General features: G+C 68.7%; 16 protein-coding genes. 5 read left to right on the forward strand and 11 right to left on the reverse strand.

Annotated elements, in window-relative coordinates; genetic code table 11:
• Positions 1-170: 170 nt before the first annotated feature.
• From pabB to LG3211_RS24265, 3 genes are all read right to left on the reverse strand, one after another.
• Entirely contained in the window at positions 171-2,279 is a 2,109-nt protein-coding gene (gene pabB, locus LG3211_RS24255) for an aminodeoxychorismate synthase component I (protein WP_057945097.1), read from the reverse strand.
• Between the two features lie 40 nt (positions 2,280-2,319).
• Entirely contained in the window at positions 2,320-3,054 is a 735-nt protein-coding gene (locus LG3211_RS24260; RefSeq protein ID WP_148649147.1) for a 4'-phosphopantetheinyl transferase family protein, read from the reverse strand.
• Positions 3,055-3,275: 221 nt separating this feature from the next.
• The gene (locus LG3211_RS24265) at positions 3,276-4,922 is read right to left on the reverse strand and encodes a M4 family metallopeptidase (protein ID WP_057945099.1); all 1,647 of its coding nucleotides are present in this window, start codon (positions 4,920-4,922) and stop codon (positions 3,276-3,278) included.
• Positions 4,923-5,326: 404 nt separating this feature from the next.
• Here LG3211_RS24265 and LG3211_RS24270 point away from each other — a divergent pair, with 404 nt between their 5' ends.
• Positions 5,327-6,601 carry a serine hydrolase domain-containing protein gene (locus LG3211_RS24270; RefSeq protein WP_083512959.1) on the forward strand — a complete coding sequence of 425 codons (1,275 nt, stop codon included), beginning with the start codon at positions 5,327-5,329 and terminating at the stop codon, positions 6,599-6,601.
• A gap of 234 nt (positions 6,602-6,835) precedes the next feature.
• On the opposite strand, the gene LG3211_RS24275 is transcribed toward LG3211_RS24270, so the two are convergent.
• The 7 genes from LG3211_RS24275 to LG3211_RS24305 all read right to left on the reverse strand — a co-directional run bounded on the left by LG3211_RS24275 (position 6,836) and on the right by LG3211_RS24305 (position 12,414).
• Positions 6,836-8,023, reverse strand: coding sequence for a glutathionylspermidine synthase family protein (locus LG3211_RS24275; protein WP_057945101.1), 1,188 nt, complete (start codon positions 8,021-8,023; stop codon positions 6,836-6,838).
• A 70-nt stretch (positions 8,024-8,093) separates the two neighbouring features.
• The gene (locus tag LG3211_RS24280) at positions 8,094-8,732 is read right to left on the reverse strand and encodes a DUF1190 domain-containing protein (RefSeq protein WP_057945716.1); all 639 of its coding nucleotides are present in this window, start codon (positions 8,730-8,732) and stop codon (positions 8,094-8,096) included.
• Between the two features lie 8 nt (positions 8,733-8,740).
• Complete coding sequence (locus LG3211_RS24285; protein ID WP_057945102.1) at positions 8,741-9,148, reverse strand: DUF350 domain-containing protein; 408 nt, start codon at positions 9,146-9,148, stop codon at positions 8,741-8,743.
• A 44-nt stretch (positions 9,149-9,192) separates the two neighbouring features.
• Positions 9,193-9,858, reverse strand: a complete 666-nt coding sequence (locus LG3211_RS24290; RefSeq protein WP_057945103.1) for a DUF2491 family protein — start codon at positions 9,856-9,858, stop codon at positions 9,193-9,195.
• A gap of 34 nt (positions 9,859-9,892) precedes the next feature.
• On the reverse strand, positions 9,893-10,942 hold the full coding sequence (locus tag LG3211_RS24295; RefSeq protein WP_057945104.1) for a potassium channel family protein: 1,050 nt from the start codon (positions 10,940-10,942) through the stop codon (positions 9,893-9,895).
• 291 nt (positions 10,943-11,233) lie between these two features.
• Complete coding sequence (locus tag LG3211_RS24300; RefSeq protein ID WP_057945105.1) at positions 11,234-12,001, reverse strand: PspA/IM30 family protein; 768 nt, start codon at positions 11,999-12,001, stop codon at positions 11,234-11,236.
• Positions 11,998-12,414 carry a YjfI family protein gene (locus LG3211_RS24305; protein ID WP_057945106.1) on the reverse strand — a complete coding sequence of 139 codons (417 nt, stop codon included), beginning with the start codon at positions 12,412-12,414 and terminating at the stop codon, positions 11,998-12,000. Before LG3211_RS24305 ends, LG3211_RS24300 begins: the two co-directional genes overlap by 4 nt.
• Positions 12,415-12,884: 470 nt before the next feature.
• On the opposite strand from LG3211_RS24305, the gene LG3211_RS24310 reads away from it, so the two are divergent.
• Entirely contained in the window at positions 12,885-13,400 is a 516-nt protein-coding gene (locus LG3211_RS24310) for a c-type cytochrome (protein WP_057945107.1), read from the forward strand.
• A gap of 220 nt (positions 13,401-13,620) precedes the next feature.
• Positions 13,621-15,474, forward strand: coding sequence for an ExeM/NucH family extracellular endonuclease (locus LG3211_RS24315; RefSeq protein ID WP_148649148.1), 1,854 nt, complete (start codon positions 13,621-13,623; stop codon positions 15,472-15,474).
• On the opposite strand, the gene LG3211_RS27630 is transcribed toward LG3211_RS24315, so the two are convergent.
• Entirely contained in the window at positions 15,432-15,806 is a 375-nt protein-coding gene (locus LG3211_RS27630; RefSeq protein WP_425479926.1) for a DUF6053 domain-containing protein, read from the reverse strand. The two genes, LG3211_RS24315 and LG3211_RS27630, sit on opposite strands and share 43 nt — an antisense overlap.
• Before the next feature lie 36 nt (positions 15,807-15,842).
• On the opposite strand from LG3211_RS27630, the gene LG3211_RS24320 reads away from it, so the two are divergent.
• Positions 15,843-16,517 (forward strand): alpha/beta hydrolase, encoded by a 675-nt coding sequence (locus LG3211_RS24320; RefSeq protein ID WP_057945108.1) that lies wholly within the window; start codon positions 15,843-15,845, stop codon positions 16,515-16,517.
• Positions 16,518-16,530: 13 nt separating this feature from the next.
• Entirely contained in the window at positions 16,531-17,595 is a 1,065-nt protein-coding gene (locus tag LG3211_RS27190) for a lysozyme inhibitor LprI family protein (RefSeq protein WP_057945109.1), read from the forward strand.
• The last annotated feature ends 10 nt before the right edge of the window (positions 17,596-17,605 follow it).

Raw genomic sequence — 17,605 nt, forward strand, 5'->3', positions numbered from 1 at the left:
CTGCGCTTTTTTCATCTCGACTCAGAGCCGCTAACTAAAGCCACTTGACGCCGAAGACGCGGGTGAGGGCACGAGCAGTCGCGAAATCAACGAAAGAGCATTCGCGCCTGCGGCGCTCATCCCCTCACCCCAGCCCTCTCCCGCTTGCCGGAGAGGGAGAGAGACGAATCTTAAGTATCAGGCTGCGCCGCGTGCACATGCAGGCGATCGCCTTCCACCCGATAGGCGAAGCCTTCGTTCGCGGCCAGATGGCGCCACAGCGGCCGCAACACCGCTTCGGCCTTCAGCAGCACTTCCTGGAATTCGTCCTGCGCGTCCGACAGCCAGGTGATCGCGCCGCCGGCGCCGAAGGCGACCGTGTCGCCGTCGTAGGACAAGGTGCGGATGCCGATGTTGAGGTCGGCGACGCGGTTGTAGCCCAGGTAGCCGATCGATCCGCAGTACACGCCGCGCGCGCTGCGTTCCAGGCGATCGATGATCTGCATGGTGCGCTGCTTGGGCGCGCCGCTGATCGAACCGCCGGGGAAGGTCGCGCGCAGCAGGTCGATCAGACTGCGGTCGGGCCGCAGTTGCGCTTCGACCGTGCTGACCAGCTGGTGCACGGTGCGGTAGCTCTCGATCTCGCGCAGCTTGGGCACCTCGACGGTCGCGGGCACGGCGACGCGGTTGAGGTCGTTGCGCATCAGATCGACGATCATCAGATTCTCGGCGCGATCCTTGTCCGAATTAGCCAGGCGCTGCGCGTACTGCGCGTCGCGCTGCGGGTCCTTGGAGCGGCGGATCGTGCCCTTGATCGGCTTGGTCTGGATGCGGCCGTCGCGGTTCACGCGCAGGAAGCGTTCCGGCGAGGTGCTCAGCACGTGGCTGTCGCCGCAGCGCAGGTAGGCGCCGAACGGCGCCGCGTTGCCGCGCCGCATCTGCCGGTACAAGGCCAGCGGATCGAGCGCGGCGCGGAAACGGAAATGATTGGTCAGGCAGACCTGATAGGACTCGCCATCGACGATGGCGCGGCGGCAGGCGTCGATGGCGGCCAGATAGTCCTCGCGGCCCAGATCCATTTCGACGTCCAGGCTGCGCAGCGGCGCGGCGGAGCTGGCGGACGGCGCCGGCGCGGGATGCATCGACTCGATCCGCGCGCAGGTCGCGTCGAGCCATTGCCGTGCCGCGTCTTCCTGTCCGTCCTCGGCGATGGCGACCGCCCAGGCGCGGCGCGCGGCGTGATCGAAGGCGACGAAGCGCCGCACCCGCATCCACACCGCGTCGGGCAGACTCGTGCCGGCGCCGCGGTCGCCGTCGAACAGCGCTTTCATCTCGTAGCCAAAATAACCGACGAACCCGCCCCTGAAATCGAACGGCAGCGTCTCGCCCCCGATGACCCGGTCGCCTTCCAACTCGCCTTCGAGCAACGCCAGCAACGCCTGCCCCGCCGACATCGCCTCATCGTCGTCGGCGATGCGATAGCGATGCAGTTCGTCGTCCTCGACCGCGCCCATGAACGAACAGGCGGCGGCGTCCTCGGCGATCTGGCTGTCGAGCCAGAAGCTGTTGCGCGCCTGCGCGTACACGCCGCTGAACACCGCTTCGGGATCGATCGCGCCGGCCAGCGGCCGCTGCAGCACGCGCAGGCGCGGCGGCGGCGGTGCCACCGGCGCGGGCGGCGGCGCGGGCGCGCTCATGCTGACGAAGGCGCGGCCGTGATGGCGCCGGGCCTGATCGCGGAAATTCGCGATCAGGTCGATGCCGTGTTCGGTCAGGATCGACTCGGGATGGAACTGCACGCCCCATTGCGGCCGCTGGCGATGGCGCAGCGCCATGATCAGGCCGTCGGCGCTGTGCGCGGTGGCGAGCAAGGGCGCCGGCAAGGGCGCGGCGGCGATCAGCGAGTGATAGCGCACCACCTGCAGCGGCGAGGGCAGTCCGGCGAACAGGTCGCTGCCGTCGTGCACGACCGCGGCGCTGCGGCCGTGCACCGGCTCGGGCGCGTGGGCGATGCGGCCGCCGTAGGCGTGGGCGATGCCCTGGAAACCCAGGCACACGCCCAGCAAGGGCAGCGCCGAGCGCTCGATGGCCTGGCGCGAGACATGGAAATCCGCGTCGCGGGTCACGCTGCCCGGGCCGGGCGAGATCACGATGCAGTCGTAACGCGCGTCGGCTTGCAGCTCGTCCCAGCCGTAGTCGTCGTTGCGCACCACGCACGGCGCATCGCCGAACGCCCGGCCGATCTGGTCGGCGAGGTTCCAGGTGAAGGAGTCGTGGTTGTCGATCAACAGGCAGCGCATGATCGGCCTATTGTCGTACAAACCCCCGCCCGCGCGGCGCTCAGGCCGGCGGCCGCAGCACGCAGGCGATGCTGCGCACGCCGTTGTCGTCTTCGCGGCGGTAATCGACGGCGAAGCCCTGGCCGGCGCGCACGCCCGGCGCCAGGGTCTGCGCCGCGGCGAACTCCAGGCGCTGCGGATCGACCCGGGTCAGGCGCATGGCCTCGAAGCCGAAGAAGCTGCGGACCTGGTCGAACAGCGCCTTGTACAGGCTTTCCTTGGCGGAGAACACCGCCGCCAGGCCGAACGGGAAATCGTCGAAGCCGGCGCGGATCAGCGCCTCTTCGTCGGCATCGACGACCACGCCGCGGATCTCCGCGGCCAGTTCCGGGCCGATGCCGCGCTCGATGTCGATGCCCAGCCCGATCACGTCAATGTCCAGCGTGGCGACGCAGACGGCGCGGTCGCCGGCATGCGAGATCGAGGCCATCGCGCCGGCCGGCCACAACGGCTCGCGCGCCGCGCCGATCGCGATCTGAGCGGGCGCCATGCCCAGCCGCTGCAGCACGCGCTGCGCGCAGACCCGGCCGGCGAGGTATTCGCCGCGGCGCTTGTTCACCGCGCGCGCCAGCTGCGGCGGAAAGTCCACGCCGTGGCGCCGGTACAGTTCGTCGCGGTACGCACCCAGGTCGAAACGGCAGGCGTGGCCGGCCAGCGCCTTGCCGTGGCTGTGCGCGTCGAAGTCGCTGGCGTGGCTGAGGAAGCCGTCGGTGGGTAAAAGATCGGCGTCGGCCATGGCCGGTTCCTTCCGTGACAAATGCGGCGTCGGCGCGCGGCGCCGCCTGGCGCGCAGGATCGCACAGGCGCCGGCGGGATACACCCGCGATGGTGCGCAAGTGCGAGCGCGTTGCAGGAATGCGCGCGCGGCCAGGATCGGCACGCAACGCTGCTGCGCCGCGCAAACACGAACGGCCCGCTTAGCGGGCCGTTCGCTTAAAACCGTTGCCGATCTGGCGGTCAGTCGACCTTGGCCGCGCTCCAGGCGCGCGCCACCGCCGCCTGCTCGGCGGAACCGGCGCCGTACAGCTCGGCCGCCGCCGCCAGCGTCGCCGCGCGGGCCTGCGGATAGGTCGTGCTGCTGGTGAACTTGGTGGTCAACGCGCGATACCAGATCTTGCCGACCTTATCGCGGCCGATGCCGGTCACGCCGGTATCGCCGTTGCAGACCAACTGCGCCGGCGTCAGGCCTGTACCGGCCGGAGCGACAGCCCCCTCTGCCGCCAAATAGAAAAACCGATTGCCCACGCCCGAGGTGTAGTGCGGATTATGAATCCCATCGGACAAGGACGTATCGAAGCCGCCGGGGATGTAGCAATTGAACGAGTGGGTATCGGCGGCCTGATTGTACATCTCGCGGAAAGCGCCGCCGTCGCTGCGCATCTTCTCGCCGATGCGGTAGTCGGCCGGATCGTTGGCGTTGTTGGCGTAGAACTCGACCAGGGTGCCGAAGATGTCCGAGGTCGCTTCGTTGAGGCCGCCGGCGTCGCCCGAGTAGGCCAGCTTGGCGGTGGCCGCGGTCACGCCGTGGGCCATTTCGTGGCCGGCCACGTCGAGGCCGACGACCGGACTGTAGCCGCGCGCAGCATCGCCGTCGCCGTAGAACATCGACTTGACCAGCGCCACGTAGGCGGCATTCGCGCCGGTGATCGCGCCGCTCTTGGTCTTGAAATTGGTGTGCGCGTAGCTCTTCACGCCCTTGCCGTCGCCGGCCAGTCCGCTGCGGCCGTGCACGTTCTTGAAATAGTCCCAGGTCACGCCGACGCCGTAATGGATGTCCGCCGCGACGGTCGCGCGATCGCCGGTCGTGTGGTCACCCCAGACGTTGTCGGTATCGCTCATCAAGGTGGCGCTGCCAGTCGTCGAGAAAATGTCCAAGAAACCCGACACGACCCCGCCCTTGGCGTCGTAGACGCTGCCGCCGCCGCGGGTGGTGTCGATCAGGTCGTACTTGGTCTCGCCCTTCTTGTCGGTGGAGATGCTCAGATCGCCGTAGTAGAGCGATTTTCCGACGCCGGTCGCGGCGGCGGTCTGGATCAGATCCTGCACGTCGAGCACTTTGCCGCTGGCGGCGTCGATGTAATACGACATCAGGCCCGAGTGGTTGTCGCCGGCCTCGCCCTGCAGCGTTACTTCATAGGCCAGCACCGGCTTGGCGCCGCGCGCGTAGACCACCAGGTCGCTGCCGCGTACCTGCTCGACGCGGTCGCCGAAACGCGCGCCGGCCTCGACCACGGCCTCGTCCTTGCCGATGCGCGGGGTCAGCGACGGACGCTGCTTGCTGCGCAGCGTCAACAACGCCGAACGCAGCTGGCCGCGCCGCGACTGCGTGACCACGTCGCCGCCGATCATGCGCAGGCCACGGAATTTTCGCTCGAAACGCACGTGCTCGGTGCCGTCGGCATCGACCACGGCATCGCGCGCCTCGAAGCTGTCTTCGCTGACGCCTTGCACGGCGTTCAAGTGATTGGCGATCTGGCCGCGCGCCTGGCTCATCGCCTGATTCATCGCCAGCGTCTTGCCGTTGTCGGCGGCGGACGCGGCGAACGTCGCGGTCAGAGCGACCGCGAGCAGGGCGCGCTTGGGCAGATTGGAATGCAATGACATGGATGACTTCCCCTTCGAAAAAGTATCTTTTGAAATTAGTCGAATGCCGAACGGACCGGCCATGAATAGCGACGCGCTTGGCGACGCCGCATGCATCCTCGACCGATATCGCAAGCGCCCGCATCCGCCCACGAACGAAATTCCGACGCGAAAATGTGCGGCGACTCCGCAATTCGGCGACCGGTTCAAGCGGATGCAGCTTGTTTGTGTATCGAAGCTGTTCTGCCCGATGCATGCGCAAGCGTGCGGTTTCGCGCCGTACTTCGCAGTACGCGCGAAGCCGCGATTCGGTCGTGCGGCGCCTTCGTCGAATCGCGAGCGACGATGCGCGCACATCGTCCTGGCGGCCGGGTCCGTCAGGCTTTACTCTCGACGCGGTCCGCCCCTTGACCACGGTCGTGCCCATGAAGATTCTGTCCGCCGTTATCGCACTGACCGCGGTTCTCGCCGCGCCCATCGCGTTCGCGCGCGAAGCGTCGCCGCGCCAGGCGCATGCCGATGCATCCCCACGCATCGCGCCCGAGCGCTTGGCGCGCCTGGACACGGCGCTGCAACGCTATGTCGAGGAAGACCGCATCGCCGGCGCGGTCGCGCTGGTGCTGCGCAACGGCCAGCCGGTGTACGAGCGCGCGCTGGGCTGGAGCGACAAGGAAGCCGGGCGGCGCATGAGCGCCGACACCGTGTTCCGGATCGCCTCGCAAACCAAGGCGATCACCAGCGCGGCGATCCTGATCCTCGCCGAGGAAGGCAAGCTGACTCTGACCGAGCCGGTAAGCCGCACGATTCCGGCATTCGCCAAGACCACGGTCGCGTCCGCGCAAGGCGCGGGCGGCGCGCCGATCGCGGCCAGGCGCCCGATCACCCTGCACGATCTGCTGACCCACACCGCCGGCATTTCCTACGGCACCGATGACGCGATCAAGGCCGCCTACCGCGAACAGGGCCTGGGGCCGGCCGCCGGTTTCGGCTGGTACACCGCCGACAAGGACGAGCCGGTCTGCACGACGATGGAACGGCTGGCCACGCTGCCGTTCGCCGCGCAACCGGGCGAAGCCTGGGTCTACGGCTACAACACGGACATTCTCGGTTGCGTGGTCGAACGCGCCGCCGGAATGCCGCTGGACGCGTTCATCCGCAGCCGCATCACCGGCCCGCTGGGGATGAAGGACACGGTGTTCTTCCTGCCGCCGGCGCAACGCGAGCGGCTGGCGGCGGTGTACGGCAGCGGCAAGGACGGGCGGATCGAACGCGCGCCCGAGGGCAGCCGCGGGCAAGGCCATTACATCGAAGGCCCGCGGCGCAATTTCGCCGGCGGCGCCGGCCTGCTGTCGACCGCGCGCGATTACGCGCGGTTCCTGGAAATGATCCGTCGCGGCGGCGCCCTCGATGGCGTGCGCATCCTTTCGCCGCGCAGCGTGCGGCTGATGCGCAGCAACCAGTCCGGTGCGTTGTACCCGCAAAGCGGGCTCGGCTTCGGTTACGGCTTCGAGGTCACCGAACGCTTCGGCGCCCACGGCCTCGACGGCGAGGGCGCGTTCGGCTGGAGCGGCGCCTACGGCACGATGTACCGCGTGGATCCGGAGTCGGGTCTGGTGCTGGTGTTGATGCTGCAGCTGTTGCCGAACCACACCGACATCCAGTCGGTGTTCTCGACGATGACTTATCAGGCGCTGGACTGAGGCGAGCGCGTACCGCGTACGGTGGCCGGGGTTCGCATCACAGCGGCGCGGCAGAAGGTGCGGAAGCGATGGGCGCCGCCTTTGAAAAGAGGCCGAACGCCTTGCCTGGGACGCGATGGCCTTGCGGCGGCGGCGCGGGGGATTTGCGCGAGCGCGGCTAAAAGCGAATCCCCTCACTCCCTTTTTTAGAGGGAAACGGCAAAGCGCGGCCGCCGCGTCCTGATGCTTACGCGATCAGTCTCCGACGATCGCGTGCGGCACGAAGCGCGAGGTGTCCTGGGTGATCAGGCCCGCGTCTTCGCGGATGCCCATGCCGGCGGCGTTGTCGGCGACCACCCAACTGCCGATCAGCGGATAGTTGGCGGCGCCGTCGGCGCCGTCGAAACGCGGCAACGGATGCAGGGCCTGGCGAATGGTCGGGCCGCCGGCGTAGGGACCGTCGCTGCTCAGGCGCTGCCCATCGGCATCGACCAGTTCGATATTGGCGCCTTCGCGCGAGAACAGCGGCTTGCGCACCCAGCCCGCGCTCAGCTCGGCCAGCGTTTGTTCGTCGAAATACGCTTCGAGCAGGTTGCGATGGCCGCGATGGCGTTCCCACAGCAACGGCAGCACGCCCTTGTTGCTCAGGATCGCCTTCCACGCCGGTTCGATCAGCTGCACTTGCGAGGCGGCGAGCTTGGCGCCGTATTCCTCCACGAACATCCATTCCAGCGGATACAGCTTGAACAGCGTGCGGATCACCCGGTCTTCGCCGTCGGTGAACCAGCCCTCGGCGCTCATGCCGATGCCTTCGATGCTCAGCTCCAGCGTGTTGACGCCGGCCTGTTCGGCGCAGTCGCGCAGATAACGCACCGTGCCCTGGTCCTCGACCGAGTCCTCGACCGCGGCGAAATGCACCGGCGTGGCGATGCGCTTGTCCAGCGCCAGGGCGCCGAAGGTTTCGATCAGCAGTTCCTGGATGCGGTTGTACTGGTCGCTGCCCTGCGGCAGCACGCCGCGCTGGATGTTCTGCTCCAGCCACAACCACTGGAAATATGCCGCTTCGTACAGCGAGGTCGGGGTGTCGTAGTTGAGCTCGTACAACTTCGCCGGGCCGACGCCGTCGTAGGCCAGGTCCATTCGCCCGTACAGATGCGGCTCGCCGCGGCGCCAGGAATCGGCGATCCAGTCCCAATGCGTGGCGGGAATCGCCAGCCGGGTCAGCAGTTCTTCCGAACCGACCACTTCATCGACCAGCGCCATCGACATGTCGTGCAGCTCCTGGGTCGGCTGCTCGATGTCGTCTTCGATCTGGCGCAGGCCGAAGGCGTAGTAGGCGCGCTCGTCCCAGTACGGCGCGCCGTCGATGGTGTGGAAATGGAAACCCAGCGACTGGGCTTGGTCGCGCCAGTCGGGGCGTTCGTTCGCGGCGATGCGTTTCATGCGATTCCGATGATGAGGGCCGCAGCGATTGCGGCCCGCGAGAGAACGAGGCGATGCGCGGCGGGCGCGATCAACCGCCCCAACCGCCGCCGCCGCGGCTTGAGCCGCTGCTGTTGCTGCCGCCGAAACCGCCGCGCGCCGCGGCGCTGGAGCCGAAGCCCGAGCGCGAAACGGTGACCGCGCGCGCCGGCAGCGCGGTGTTGCCGGCGGACTTGCCGTAGACCGTGCCGCTGGAGGTGCTGATCTGCTTTCCGTCCGGGCGCAGATAGCCGCCGCTGCGGTAATCGCGGTACAGCGGCGAAACGCCGCCGATGTGGTAGTAGCTGCGGCCGCCGCTCATCGCCTGCGACAGCGCGTAGCCGACCAGGAAGCCGGTCATCGGCGGTATGAAGCTGTGCTGGCTGCCGTTGGCGTACTGCGCCGGCACCGGTTGGCAGGCGCCGAACTGCTGGTTGCACTCCTGCTCGCTTTCGAAGCGCGGCGCGAGCTTTTCGTGCTCGACCAGGGCCTGGTAATAGGCCTTGTCGCATTCCTCGCGCGAGATCTCGGTCTGCACCGCGCATTCTTCGCGCGAAGTCAGGATCTTGCCGCTGGGGTCGTCGTCGCAGCCGCTCAGCACGGCCGGCGCCGCCACCGCCATCAGCACCAGTTTGAGATTGCGCGAGCGCTTGCCGCGCGCGCCGTCCCGGGTCTTGGGAGTCGTGGTCATGGCATCGCTCACGGCGTCATGGCGGCGGCGTTGATCAGGCCGACGCTGATCGACACGCCGGCCGAGAAGATGCCGGCGGCGGTCTGGTTGTTGGTGATCTGCTGCGACAGCTTCGGCGCGACCAGGCGCGCGAGCAGGAACGCGAACAGCTGCACGACCACCGACACCGCGCCCCAGATCGCCGCGTCGAACAGGCTGACCGAGTTGGAGATCGCCGAATGCAGCGGCAGCGCCAGGCCGATCAGGGTGCCGGAGAACGCGGTGGCCGCGGCGGTGTTGCCTTCGCGGATCAGGCTCAGCTCGCGATGCGGGGTGATCAGCAGCACCGCCACGGCGGCGAGGACCAGCACGCCGATGCCGGTGCCGGCGTAGGCGAGGAAGTTGAGGAAGCTGTGGGCGTTGATCGGGGCGTCCATGGAAGATCCTTGCGTGGTGATGCGGTGGCGGCGCGTCGATGCGCTCAGGTGATGTCGAGGTCGGCGGTGTTCAGGTCCAGGCCGATGGCATAGGTGATCACGAATTCGCTCGGGCCGTAGTCTTCCGCGGTGACCAGCAGGAATTCCTCGCGATCCAGCTCCGGCACTTCGCGCCGGTAGAGCATGGCGTAGTGGGTCAGATCGTCGTCGCGGCGCGGCGGATCGTGGCGGTACAGCACTTCGTCGTAGACCACCGGCGGCACCTTGGCCGCGGCGCTCTGGTCGCCGAATTCGCGGTACCAGGTGCGGCCGGCGTATTCGATGGAATCCGCGCCCAGGTGCGGGTGTTCGTGGATGAAACGCTTGAACTCGGCCTGGTTGGCCGGATTCACGGTCTGCTGGAAGACGAAGGCCTTGATGCCCTCGACCTGGCCGCTGGCGGTGCTGACCTGCAGGTAGGCGTCTTCGTCCAGGTAAAAACGGTGCAGGGCGTGGCCGCCGCGCAGATCGATGTAACCGTAGCAGGGAATGCCCTGGTGGCCTTCGGGCAGGCGCATCGTCCAGGCCTGCGGATGGGCGCGGAACATCATCGTGTCGAAGGCCACGCGGCCGTTGATGCGCAAGCCCAGCGGCAGTTCGTGGGCGAACGGCATCTGCGCTGTCTCGGGCGGTTTTTCGCCGCCGCCGAATAATCCCTTCAACCAACTCATCGTCTCGTGCCTCGCTGCGGGCGCCGCGCCCGGATCACCGCGCCGCGAGCGAAGCCCACGGCACGCGCGCGCTGTCTATGCGCGCGTCGGCAAGGTAATACAACAACGTGCCCGGCGCGATCTCGACATGATCGGGCGGATTGAGTACCGGCGCGGCGCTGCGGCCGTCGCGATAGCCGATCCACAACGCCGACTGGGCGCGGAACGCGCCGGCCAGCTTGGCCGCCAGCACCGGCGCGGCGGCGGCCGGAACCTGCAGGCTGAACTGGGTCGGGCCGCCGGCGCCGAGCCATTCGCCGGCCACCAGCGAACTGCCGGCGTCCTGCGCGGCGCGCGCGATCACGTCCACGTGCAGCGGCCGCGTGCATTCCACGTGCGGGTAGTGGCTGCGAACCAGTTGCGCGACCGCGGCGGATTCGAAATGCGCGACCACGTGCGCTTCGTGCGGATGCGCCATCACCGCGAACACCGCGGCGAGCGAGCGGTCGTCGTGGTCGGTGTGCACGATCACCCGCGCGGCGCGGCTCAGCGCGGCGCGTTCGTACTCGTTGCAATCGGCGTAGGAGGCCGCGGCGACGAAACGGATCTGATCGGGCAGCGGATTTTCGGCCAGGCCTTCGGCGACCAGCACGATGCCTTCGTCGTCGGTGTGGGTGTCGGCCAGCAGCAGCTGCACCAGCCGTTCGGACTCGCGGCCGTGCCAGCCGATCAGCACGGTGTGGCCGTGCATGTCTTCGTAGCTCATCTTGCCCACCTGATGGCGCTTCCAGAAATTGAGCAGGCTCGCGCTGGTCTTGGCCAGCACCGAGGCGAACAGCGCGATCGCGCCGGGCATCACGAACAAGGCCGCGGCCCAGCGTCCGGCCGCGCTGCCCGGCGAGAGATCGCCGTAGCCGATGGTGCTGGCCGTGGTCACGTAGTAATAGACGAACGAATCCCAGCCCAGCAGTTTTTCTTCCCCGGCCCAGGCCAGCAGCAGCCAGGTCGCGGCCATGTGCAGGCACAGCGCGGCGGCGAGCACGCCCCAGCTGACCCGGCGCAGATGGCCGCGCAGGGTGCGCAAGAGTTTGCCGATTACGATCATTTCGGTGGGCGGGCCTGGTTACGTCCGTGTGCGGCGGGGTGGTGCGGGTGCTTGGTGCGTAGTGCTTGCTGTCGCTGCGGCTGAGTGCCGCGGTGACGCGGGAGTCCAACCGCGCCGCGACCCCTCAGATCCGTCATTCCCGCGAACGCGGGAATCCAGTGACTTCCGGGCCGGCGCGATCAACGTCGCCGGATTCCCGCGTTCGCGGGAATGACGAGCGAAAAGCGTTGCGCGCCGACAACCGGAGAAAGCGATCGGCATCACACCGATCGCTCTGCCTCGCTACCGCCATCAATCCTTGCGCTCGACCCTGTCGGTTTCCTTCACTTCCACCGCCGGCAGCGCCAGGGTGTTGTCGTGGGTCAGCTGCTGCACCGGCTTTTCGCGGAAGCGCTCCAGGATGTTGTCCACGCTGGTCGATTCCGGCAGCAGGCCGGCGTTGGCCAGGCGGGCGTTGAGGTCGCCGTCGCCGCTCTCCGATTCCAGCTGCGCCGCCGCCTGCAGGCGCGCGCCGCGCTCGGCCTGACGGGTCTGGATGCGCTCGAGCGAATCCAGCGCGGTGGTGACCTTGCCGGTGGCGCCGGAATGACGCGCGGCGACCGCGGTCTGGGCGCGCTGCACCGCTTCGGTGGCCTTGACCGTATCGACCTGCTGCTTCACCCGCGCCAGCTTGCGCTCGGTGGCGGTGATCGCGGTCTTGAGCTGGCTGATGCTGGCGTCATAGCTGTTGATCGCCTGCTCGTCGTTCTTCAGGTCGGTCTCGACCGTGGCCAGGCGCTCGGCGACTTCGCGCGCGAGCTGCTCGTTGCCCTGGCGCAGGGCGCCGGCGATGTAGGTTTCGTACTCGGCCTTCTTCGCGAAGCGGTCCTTGCTGCGGTTGGCCTGCAGCTGGCGCTGGGCCATGACCTTGGTCAGTTCTTCCTTCGAACGCACCAGCTCGTTGCCGGCGTCGCGGATTTCCTGGTCGAGGATCTTCAGCGCGTTGGCGTCCACGACGGCCTGGCCGGCCTCGTGGGCGGTGCCGCGGAACAGGGTCAGGATTTTCTGCAGCAGGCTCATGCGGTCACCAGATAGGACTTGAGGGCTTCCACCGCGTCGATCGCGTTGTCGGCCAGGGTGCGGATTTCCAGTTCGATCTGCTCGGCGCTGGAGTCGGGCGCCATTTCGCCGAAGACGATGTAGACATCGCGTTCGTTGATGGTGGTCAGGCCCAGGTTGGACAGCGGGTTGATCGGGTTCAGGCGCAGGCAGGCTTCGTTGAAGCCGGCCGCGTCGCGGACCTGAGCGGCCTCGACCAGGGGGGTGGAGACGAAGATCTCGCGATCGGTCAGGGCGATAGTGATGCCCAGGTCGCCGCTGTCGGGCAGGGTCACCTGGATCGCGCCGTCGGCGGTCGGCACTTCTTCGACATTATCGGCGCCGAAGGAGACGGCGAGGCGGGTCAGCAGTTCTTGCGTGGTCCAGCGGGACATAGGGCGGTCCTTGAGGGTAAAGGCTGACAGGCGCGGGAGCGTCCGGATCGCGGGGGCGCGTGGGCGCGGGCGTGGGCCCGTCCCTGGCGCTGCGATCATCGTCCGTGACCGTGCTCATGGATCGCAACGGTTATAGGGGCGCATGCGAACCGGCGCAAGGCGTATAGGTCGGAAGTCAGGGTCGGCGATCCCGCGCAAATGCAGGCGCGAGGCGCATTCGCGGTGCCAGCCGCCGCTCGCGCCCCGCCGCGGAGCTGGGATCTGGCCCCAGCCCGCGCGGCGCGCGCTTGAGCTAAACTGTCTGGCGGAACTACCCGACCGGCATTCCCGGCCCGTGGTCGCTGCCCTGGCGCAGACGATTGGCGGGTCCGTTATTCGGCGGGTCCGTGCAGCGGTCGCGCCGATCCCCGGTGGCGGCCTCGTCGATGGCTCTATGCGTCCCGGTCCGGGGCGCACGCAATAGGTGGATCGTGCGCAATTACGACCTCGAATTCCTGAAGAAATTCTCGATGGTGATCGGCTTTCTGGTGCTGGTGACCCTCGGCCTGATGATCGCGGCCTACTTCGTCCACCACCAGTTGCCGCAGGAAGTCGATCCGCGCGCGGCCCAGCGCACCGACAACCGCATCGGCCCGGTCGGCGCGGTCTACGCCGGCGCGACCGGCGCGGCCTCGCAGCAGGCGGCGGTCGCCGCGGCGGCGGCCAAGGCCGCCTCGCAGGTCGCTTACGGCGGCACGCTCGACGGCAAGGTCATCTTCGACAGCCTGTGCGCGGGCTGCCACAAGTCCGGCGCCGGCGGCGCCCCGACCATGGACGCCTCGCATTGGGCGGCGCGCATTTCCAAGGGCAAGGACACCTTGCACAAGCACGCCGTGGAAGGCTTCACCGGCACCAGCGGCGTGATGCCGCCCAAGGGTGGCAACCCGGCGCTGACCAACGAACAGGTCGCCGCGACCGTGGACTGGATGCTGGGCAATATCAAGTAAGCGCGGGGTATCGCGCTGACGGAACGCCGCCTTCGGGCGGCGTTTTTGTTTGTGGGATTTGCTGTTCCCCCCTTTTTCAAAGGGGGGAACAGCGCTGCTTCAATGCGGGGGAACAGCCCTCTGCGGGGAAGAGACACCCCTTCCCGCCAGACGGCACACGACGGCGCGCAACACCGCTGCGGATAATGGCCGCACTCTTCACCGCCCCGCCGAGCCCGCCATGACGCGATTCCGCCCCGCCCTCGCCTTCGCGCCCTGCCTGCTGCTGGCCGCCTGCGCCACCGCGCCGCACGCCGATCGCACCGGCCGGTCGGGCGCGAACCTATCGGCGCCGGGCGTGATCGCGATCGGCGCGGCACGCGCCGGCCTGGGCCAGGACCCGCGCCAAGTCGCCATCGCCGGCATCGTCACCGCCGCGCTGCCCGGCAAGGACCAGGCCCCCGGCTGGCTGATCCAGGACGCCGGCGACGGCGATCCGGCCACCTCCGACGCGATCTGGGTCACCGGCGCCGCCGCGGCGGGACTCGCGTCCGGGCAGACCGTGCAAGTCAGCGGCCGCATTTACGAGGCCGCGCTCGAAACCGACCGCAAAGGCCGCGCCCGCTCGCTGACCGCGATCGACGCCGAACGCATCGCCCCGTTGAGCTCGCGCGCGCAGCGCAAGTCGCTGGCGTCGATCCAGCCGATCGCGATCGAGCGCGCCCCCGCCGATTGGCGCGCACTGCAAGGCATGCGCGTGCGCATCGCCGCGCCGCTGACCCTGGGCGAACGCGACCCCGAGCAGCGCACCATCACGGCGTCCTTCGACGGTCGGCTGTGGCAGCCCTCCGAACTCGCCGCGCCCGGCAGCGAGCAGGCGCGCGCGATCGCCGCCGACAACGAGCGCCGCCGCCTGCTGCTGACCGGCGACACCGCGATCCTGCCCGCCGCCGCCTTCGCCGCGCGCAGCGGCAGTCGCCTGGACGCGGTCGAAGGCGTGGCGGTGCCGGTCGCCGGCCACGACGGTATCCGCCTGAGCGCGGCCCCGGACCTGCACGCCGCGGCGCGCCCGCCGGCGCCGCGCGTCGCCGGCGACTTGCGCATCTCCGCCTTCAATCTGGAAAACCTGTTCAACGGCGACGGCCGCGGCGGCGGATTCCCGACCCCGCGCGGCGCGCGCACCCTGGCCGAGTATCAAGCGCAGCAAGCCAAACTGGTCGAGACCATTCACGCGCTCAATCCCGATGTCGCCGCGTTGATGGAATTGGAGAACGACGGCTACGGCCCCGACTCGACCCTGGCCGATCTGGTCGCCGCGCTGGATCGCGCCGATGCGGCCAGCGGCGGCCCGCAGGATTGGCGCTACGCGGCGCCGTGCCGGCAGACCTGTCCGCCGCGCGAGGCGGGTTCGTGCAAGGACGCCTGCGCCGCTTCGACACGCGGTCCGGGCGACGACCAGATCCGCGTGGGCCTGATCTATCGCGGCCAGCGCGTGGCCGCGCGCGGTCCGGCGGCGACCTTGCAGCAAGGCCCGTTCGGGCCGCTGGCGCGGGTGCCGATGGCGCAGGCGTTCAACGCCATCGGCGCCGACCGCAAGCCCGGCCCGGCTTTCGTGGTCGTGGCCAATCACTACAAGTCCAAGGGCTGCGGCAAGAACGCCAGCGGCGCCGACAAGGACCAGGGCGACGGCGCCTCGTGCTGGAACGCGGCGCGCAGCGAATCGTCGCGGCGCCTGGACGCCTGGCTCAAGACCGATCCCACCGGCAGCGGCGGCGAGCTGACGATGATCGTCGGCGACCTCAACGCCCACGCGCAGGAACAACCGCTGCGCGAGTTGTATGCGGACGGCTGGCAGGACGCGTTCGCCGTGGCCAAGGTCGAGTCGCCCTACAGCTACGTCTACGACGGCGAACTCGGCCGCCTCGACCACGCCCTGCTCTCGCCGGCGCTGGCCGCGCGGCTGCGCGGCGCGGTGGAGTGGCACACCAATGCCGACGAGCCCGAGAGCGCCGGTTACCGCAACGGCGGCGCCGGCCCGTGGCGCAGCTCCGATCACGACCCGGTGTTGCTGGGTTTCGACCTGATGCCGCGCTGAGAGGGTTCGAGCGTGTCGCGGCAGGAGGCTTTTGTGCGAGGGCCCGCTTTTGTGGGAGGGCCTTCAGGCCCGATGCCTTTCGCTCCGCCACGGTGAAACTTCACCGCGACCTGTAATAAAAGCACCGGGGCTAACGCTCCCTCCCACAAAAGACTTCGTGGCCGCGGCGAGCTTTTGTAGGAGGGCCTTAAGGCCCGATGCCTTCTGCTCCGCCACAGTGAAACTTCACCGCGGCCTGTAACAAAAGCATCGGGGCCGAAGCCCTCCCACGAAAAGCTCGCCCCGCCCGCTAAAGCCCGCGTAACCGCCAGCCGCGCGCAACACACCGTCATAACACCGCTCTCACCCCGCCACGTATCATGCGCGGCATGAGCACCCCCGCCTTTCCCAGCGACGCGTCCACCGCGCTGACGCTGCCCGGCCCCGCCGGCGCGATCGAGATGATCGTCGAGGCCGCCGAAGCGCCGCCGCGCCCGATCGTCGCCATCGTCTGCCACCCGCTGCCGACCGAGGGCGGGACCATGCACAACAAAGTCGTGACCATGGCCGCGCGCGCGCTGCGCGAGTCGGGCGCGGCGACGGTGCGCTTCAACTTCCGCGGCACCGGCGCCTCCGAGGGCGAGTTCGACCAGGGCGAAGGCGAATGCGACGACCTGCGCGCGGTCGCCGCCTGGGTCCGCGCCACGCGCCCGGACGCGCAGCTGTGGCTGGCCGGTTTCAGTTTCGGCGCCTATGTCTCGCTGCGCATGGCCGACGAACTGCGGCCGAAGCTGCTGATCTCGATCGCGCCGCCGGCCGGGCGCTGGGACTTCGACCGCATCGCCCCGCCGCAGGGGTATCCGTGGATCGTGATCCAGGGCGAGGCGGACGAAATCGTCGATCCCGAGGCGGTCTACGCCTGGATCGGCGGCCTGCGCCAGCCGCCCGAACTGGTGCGCATGCCCGACACCTCGCATTTCTTCCATCGCCGGCTGATCGACCTGCGCGGTGCGATCAAGAACTCCGTGCGCCCCCATCTTCCGCCGGAAACCGCTCCGGCCTGACAGGATTTCCCCGATGCGCCCCGCCCCGAGCTTTGCGCTGCTGTACGCCTGCGCCTGCCTCACCGCGCTCGCCTGGTCGGTCCGCGCCGACGCGGCCGGCATCGATTGCGCCAAGTCCAAAAGCAAGAACGAGAAAGCCATCTGCGCCGACCCGGTACTGAGCGGCCGCGACGGCGAACTCGCCCAGGCCTACCGCGCCGCGCTCAAGGCCAGCCAGTACGGCGGCGAGCTCAAGAAAGACCAGCTGGCCTGGCTCAAGGAACGCGACCGCTGCGACGGCCAGGTGCCGTGCCTGCGCCGCGCCTATGTCGAGCGCCTGACCGAACTCAAGCCCGGCGCCATCAGCGGCAAGTTCGACTGGAACGGCGACTGGACCCGCGTCGATGGCAGTTCCTCGCTGTCGCTCAAGGCGGCCGGCAAGGACAAGTTCGAGATGGAGCTGCAGGCCAGCAACGGCGCCAACACCGGCCTGCTGTCGGGCCGCGCGCGCGCCAGCGGCGCCAACGAAATGGTCTACAAGGGCAGCGACGCCAACGCCAAGTGCGAGCTGACCTTCCACCGCTTCCATCGCCAGATCCAGATCGAGCAGCAGCACACCGGCAACGATTGCGGCGCCGGCCTGGGCGTGCATTTCAGCGGCCGCTATCTGCCCGGCCTGGGCGAAGCGGTGGCGACCACGCAATGGAACCTGGTCGATCTGGGCGTGGTGCTCAAGCCGGAAAACGACGAGCGCCTGCGCAAATTGCTCGGCGACGACTACGCCGCGCTGGTCGAGCGCCTGGACGTGATCGACACCCGCGCCGACCAGGAAGGCCTCAACGCCACCGTCACCAACGGCTACGTGCGCGGCCTGGCCAATGCCATGCGCGCGCTGCTGATGCAGACCGCCGACGGAAAATTCTGGGTCGCGATCCGCGCCGACAACAAGCAGGACAAGCCCGAGCTGCGCTACTACAGCAACGATCCGGCCTGGGCGGCGAAACTGCCCACGACCATCGACAGCTGGTCCGACGGCTACCAGGAGCACGTGCCGGTGCGGCTGATGTCGGCCGGCGGCCGCATGCTGAGCCAACCGTGAGCGCAGCCCC

This window comes from Lysobacter gummosus, assembly GCF_001442805.1.
Lineage (GTDB): Bacteria > Pseudomonadota > Gammaproteobacteria > Xanthomonadales > Xanthomonadaceae > Lysobacter > Lysobacter gummosus.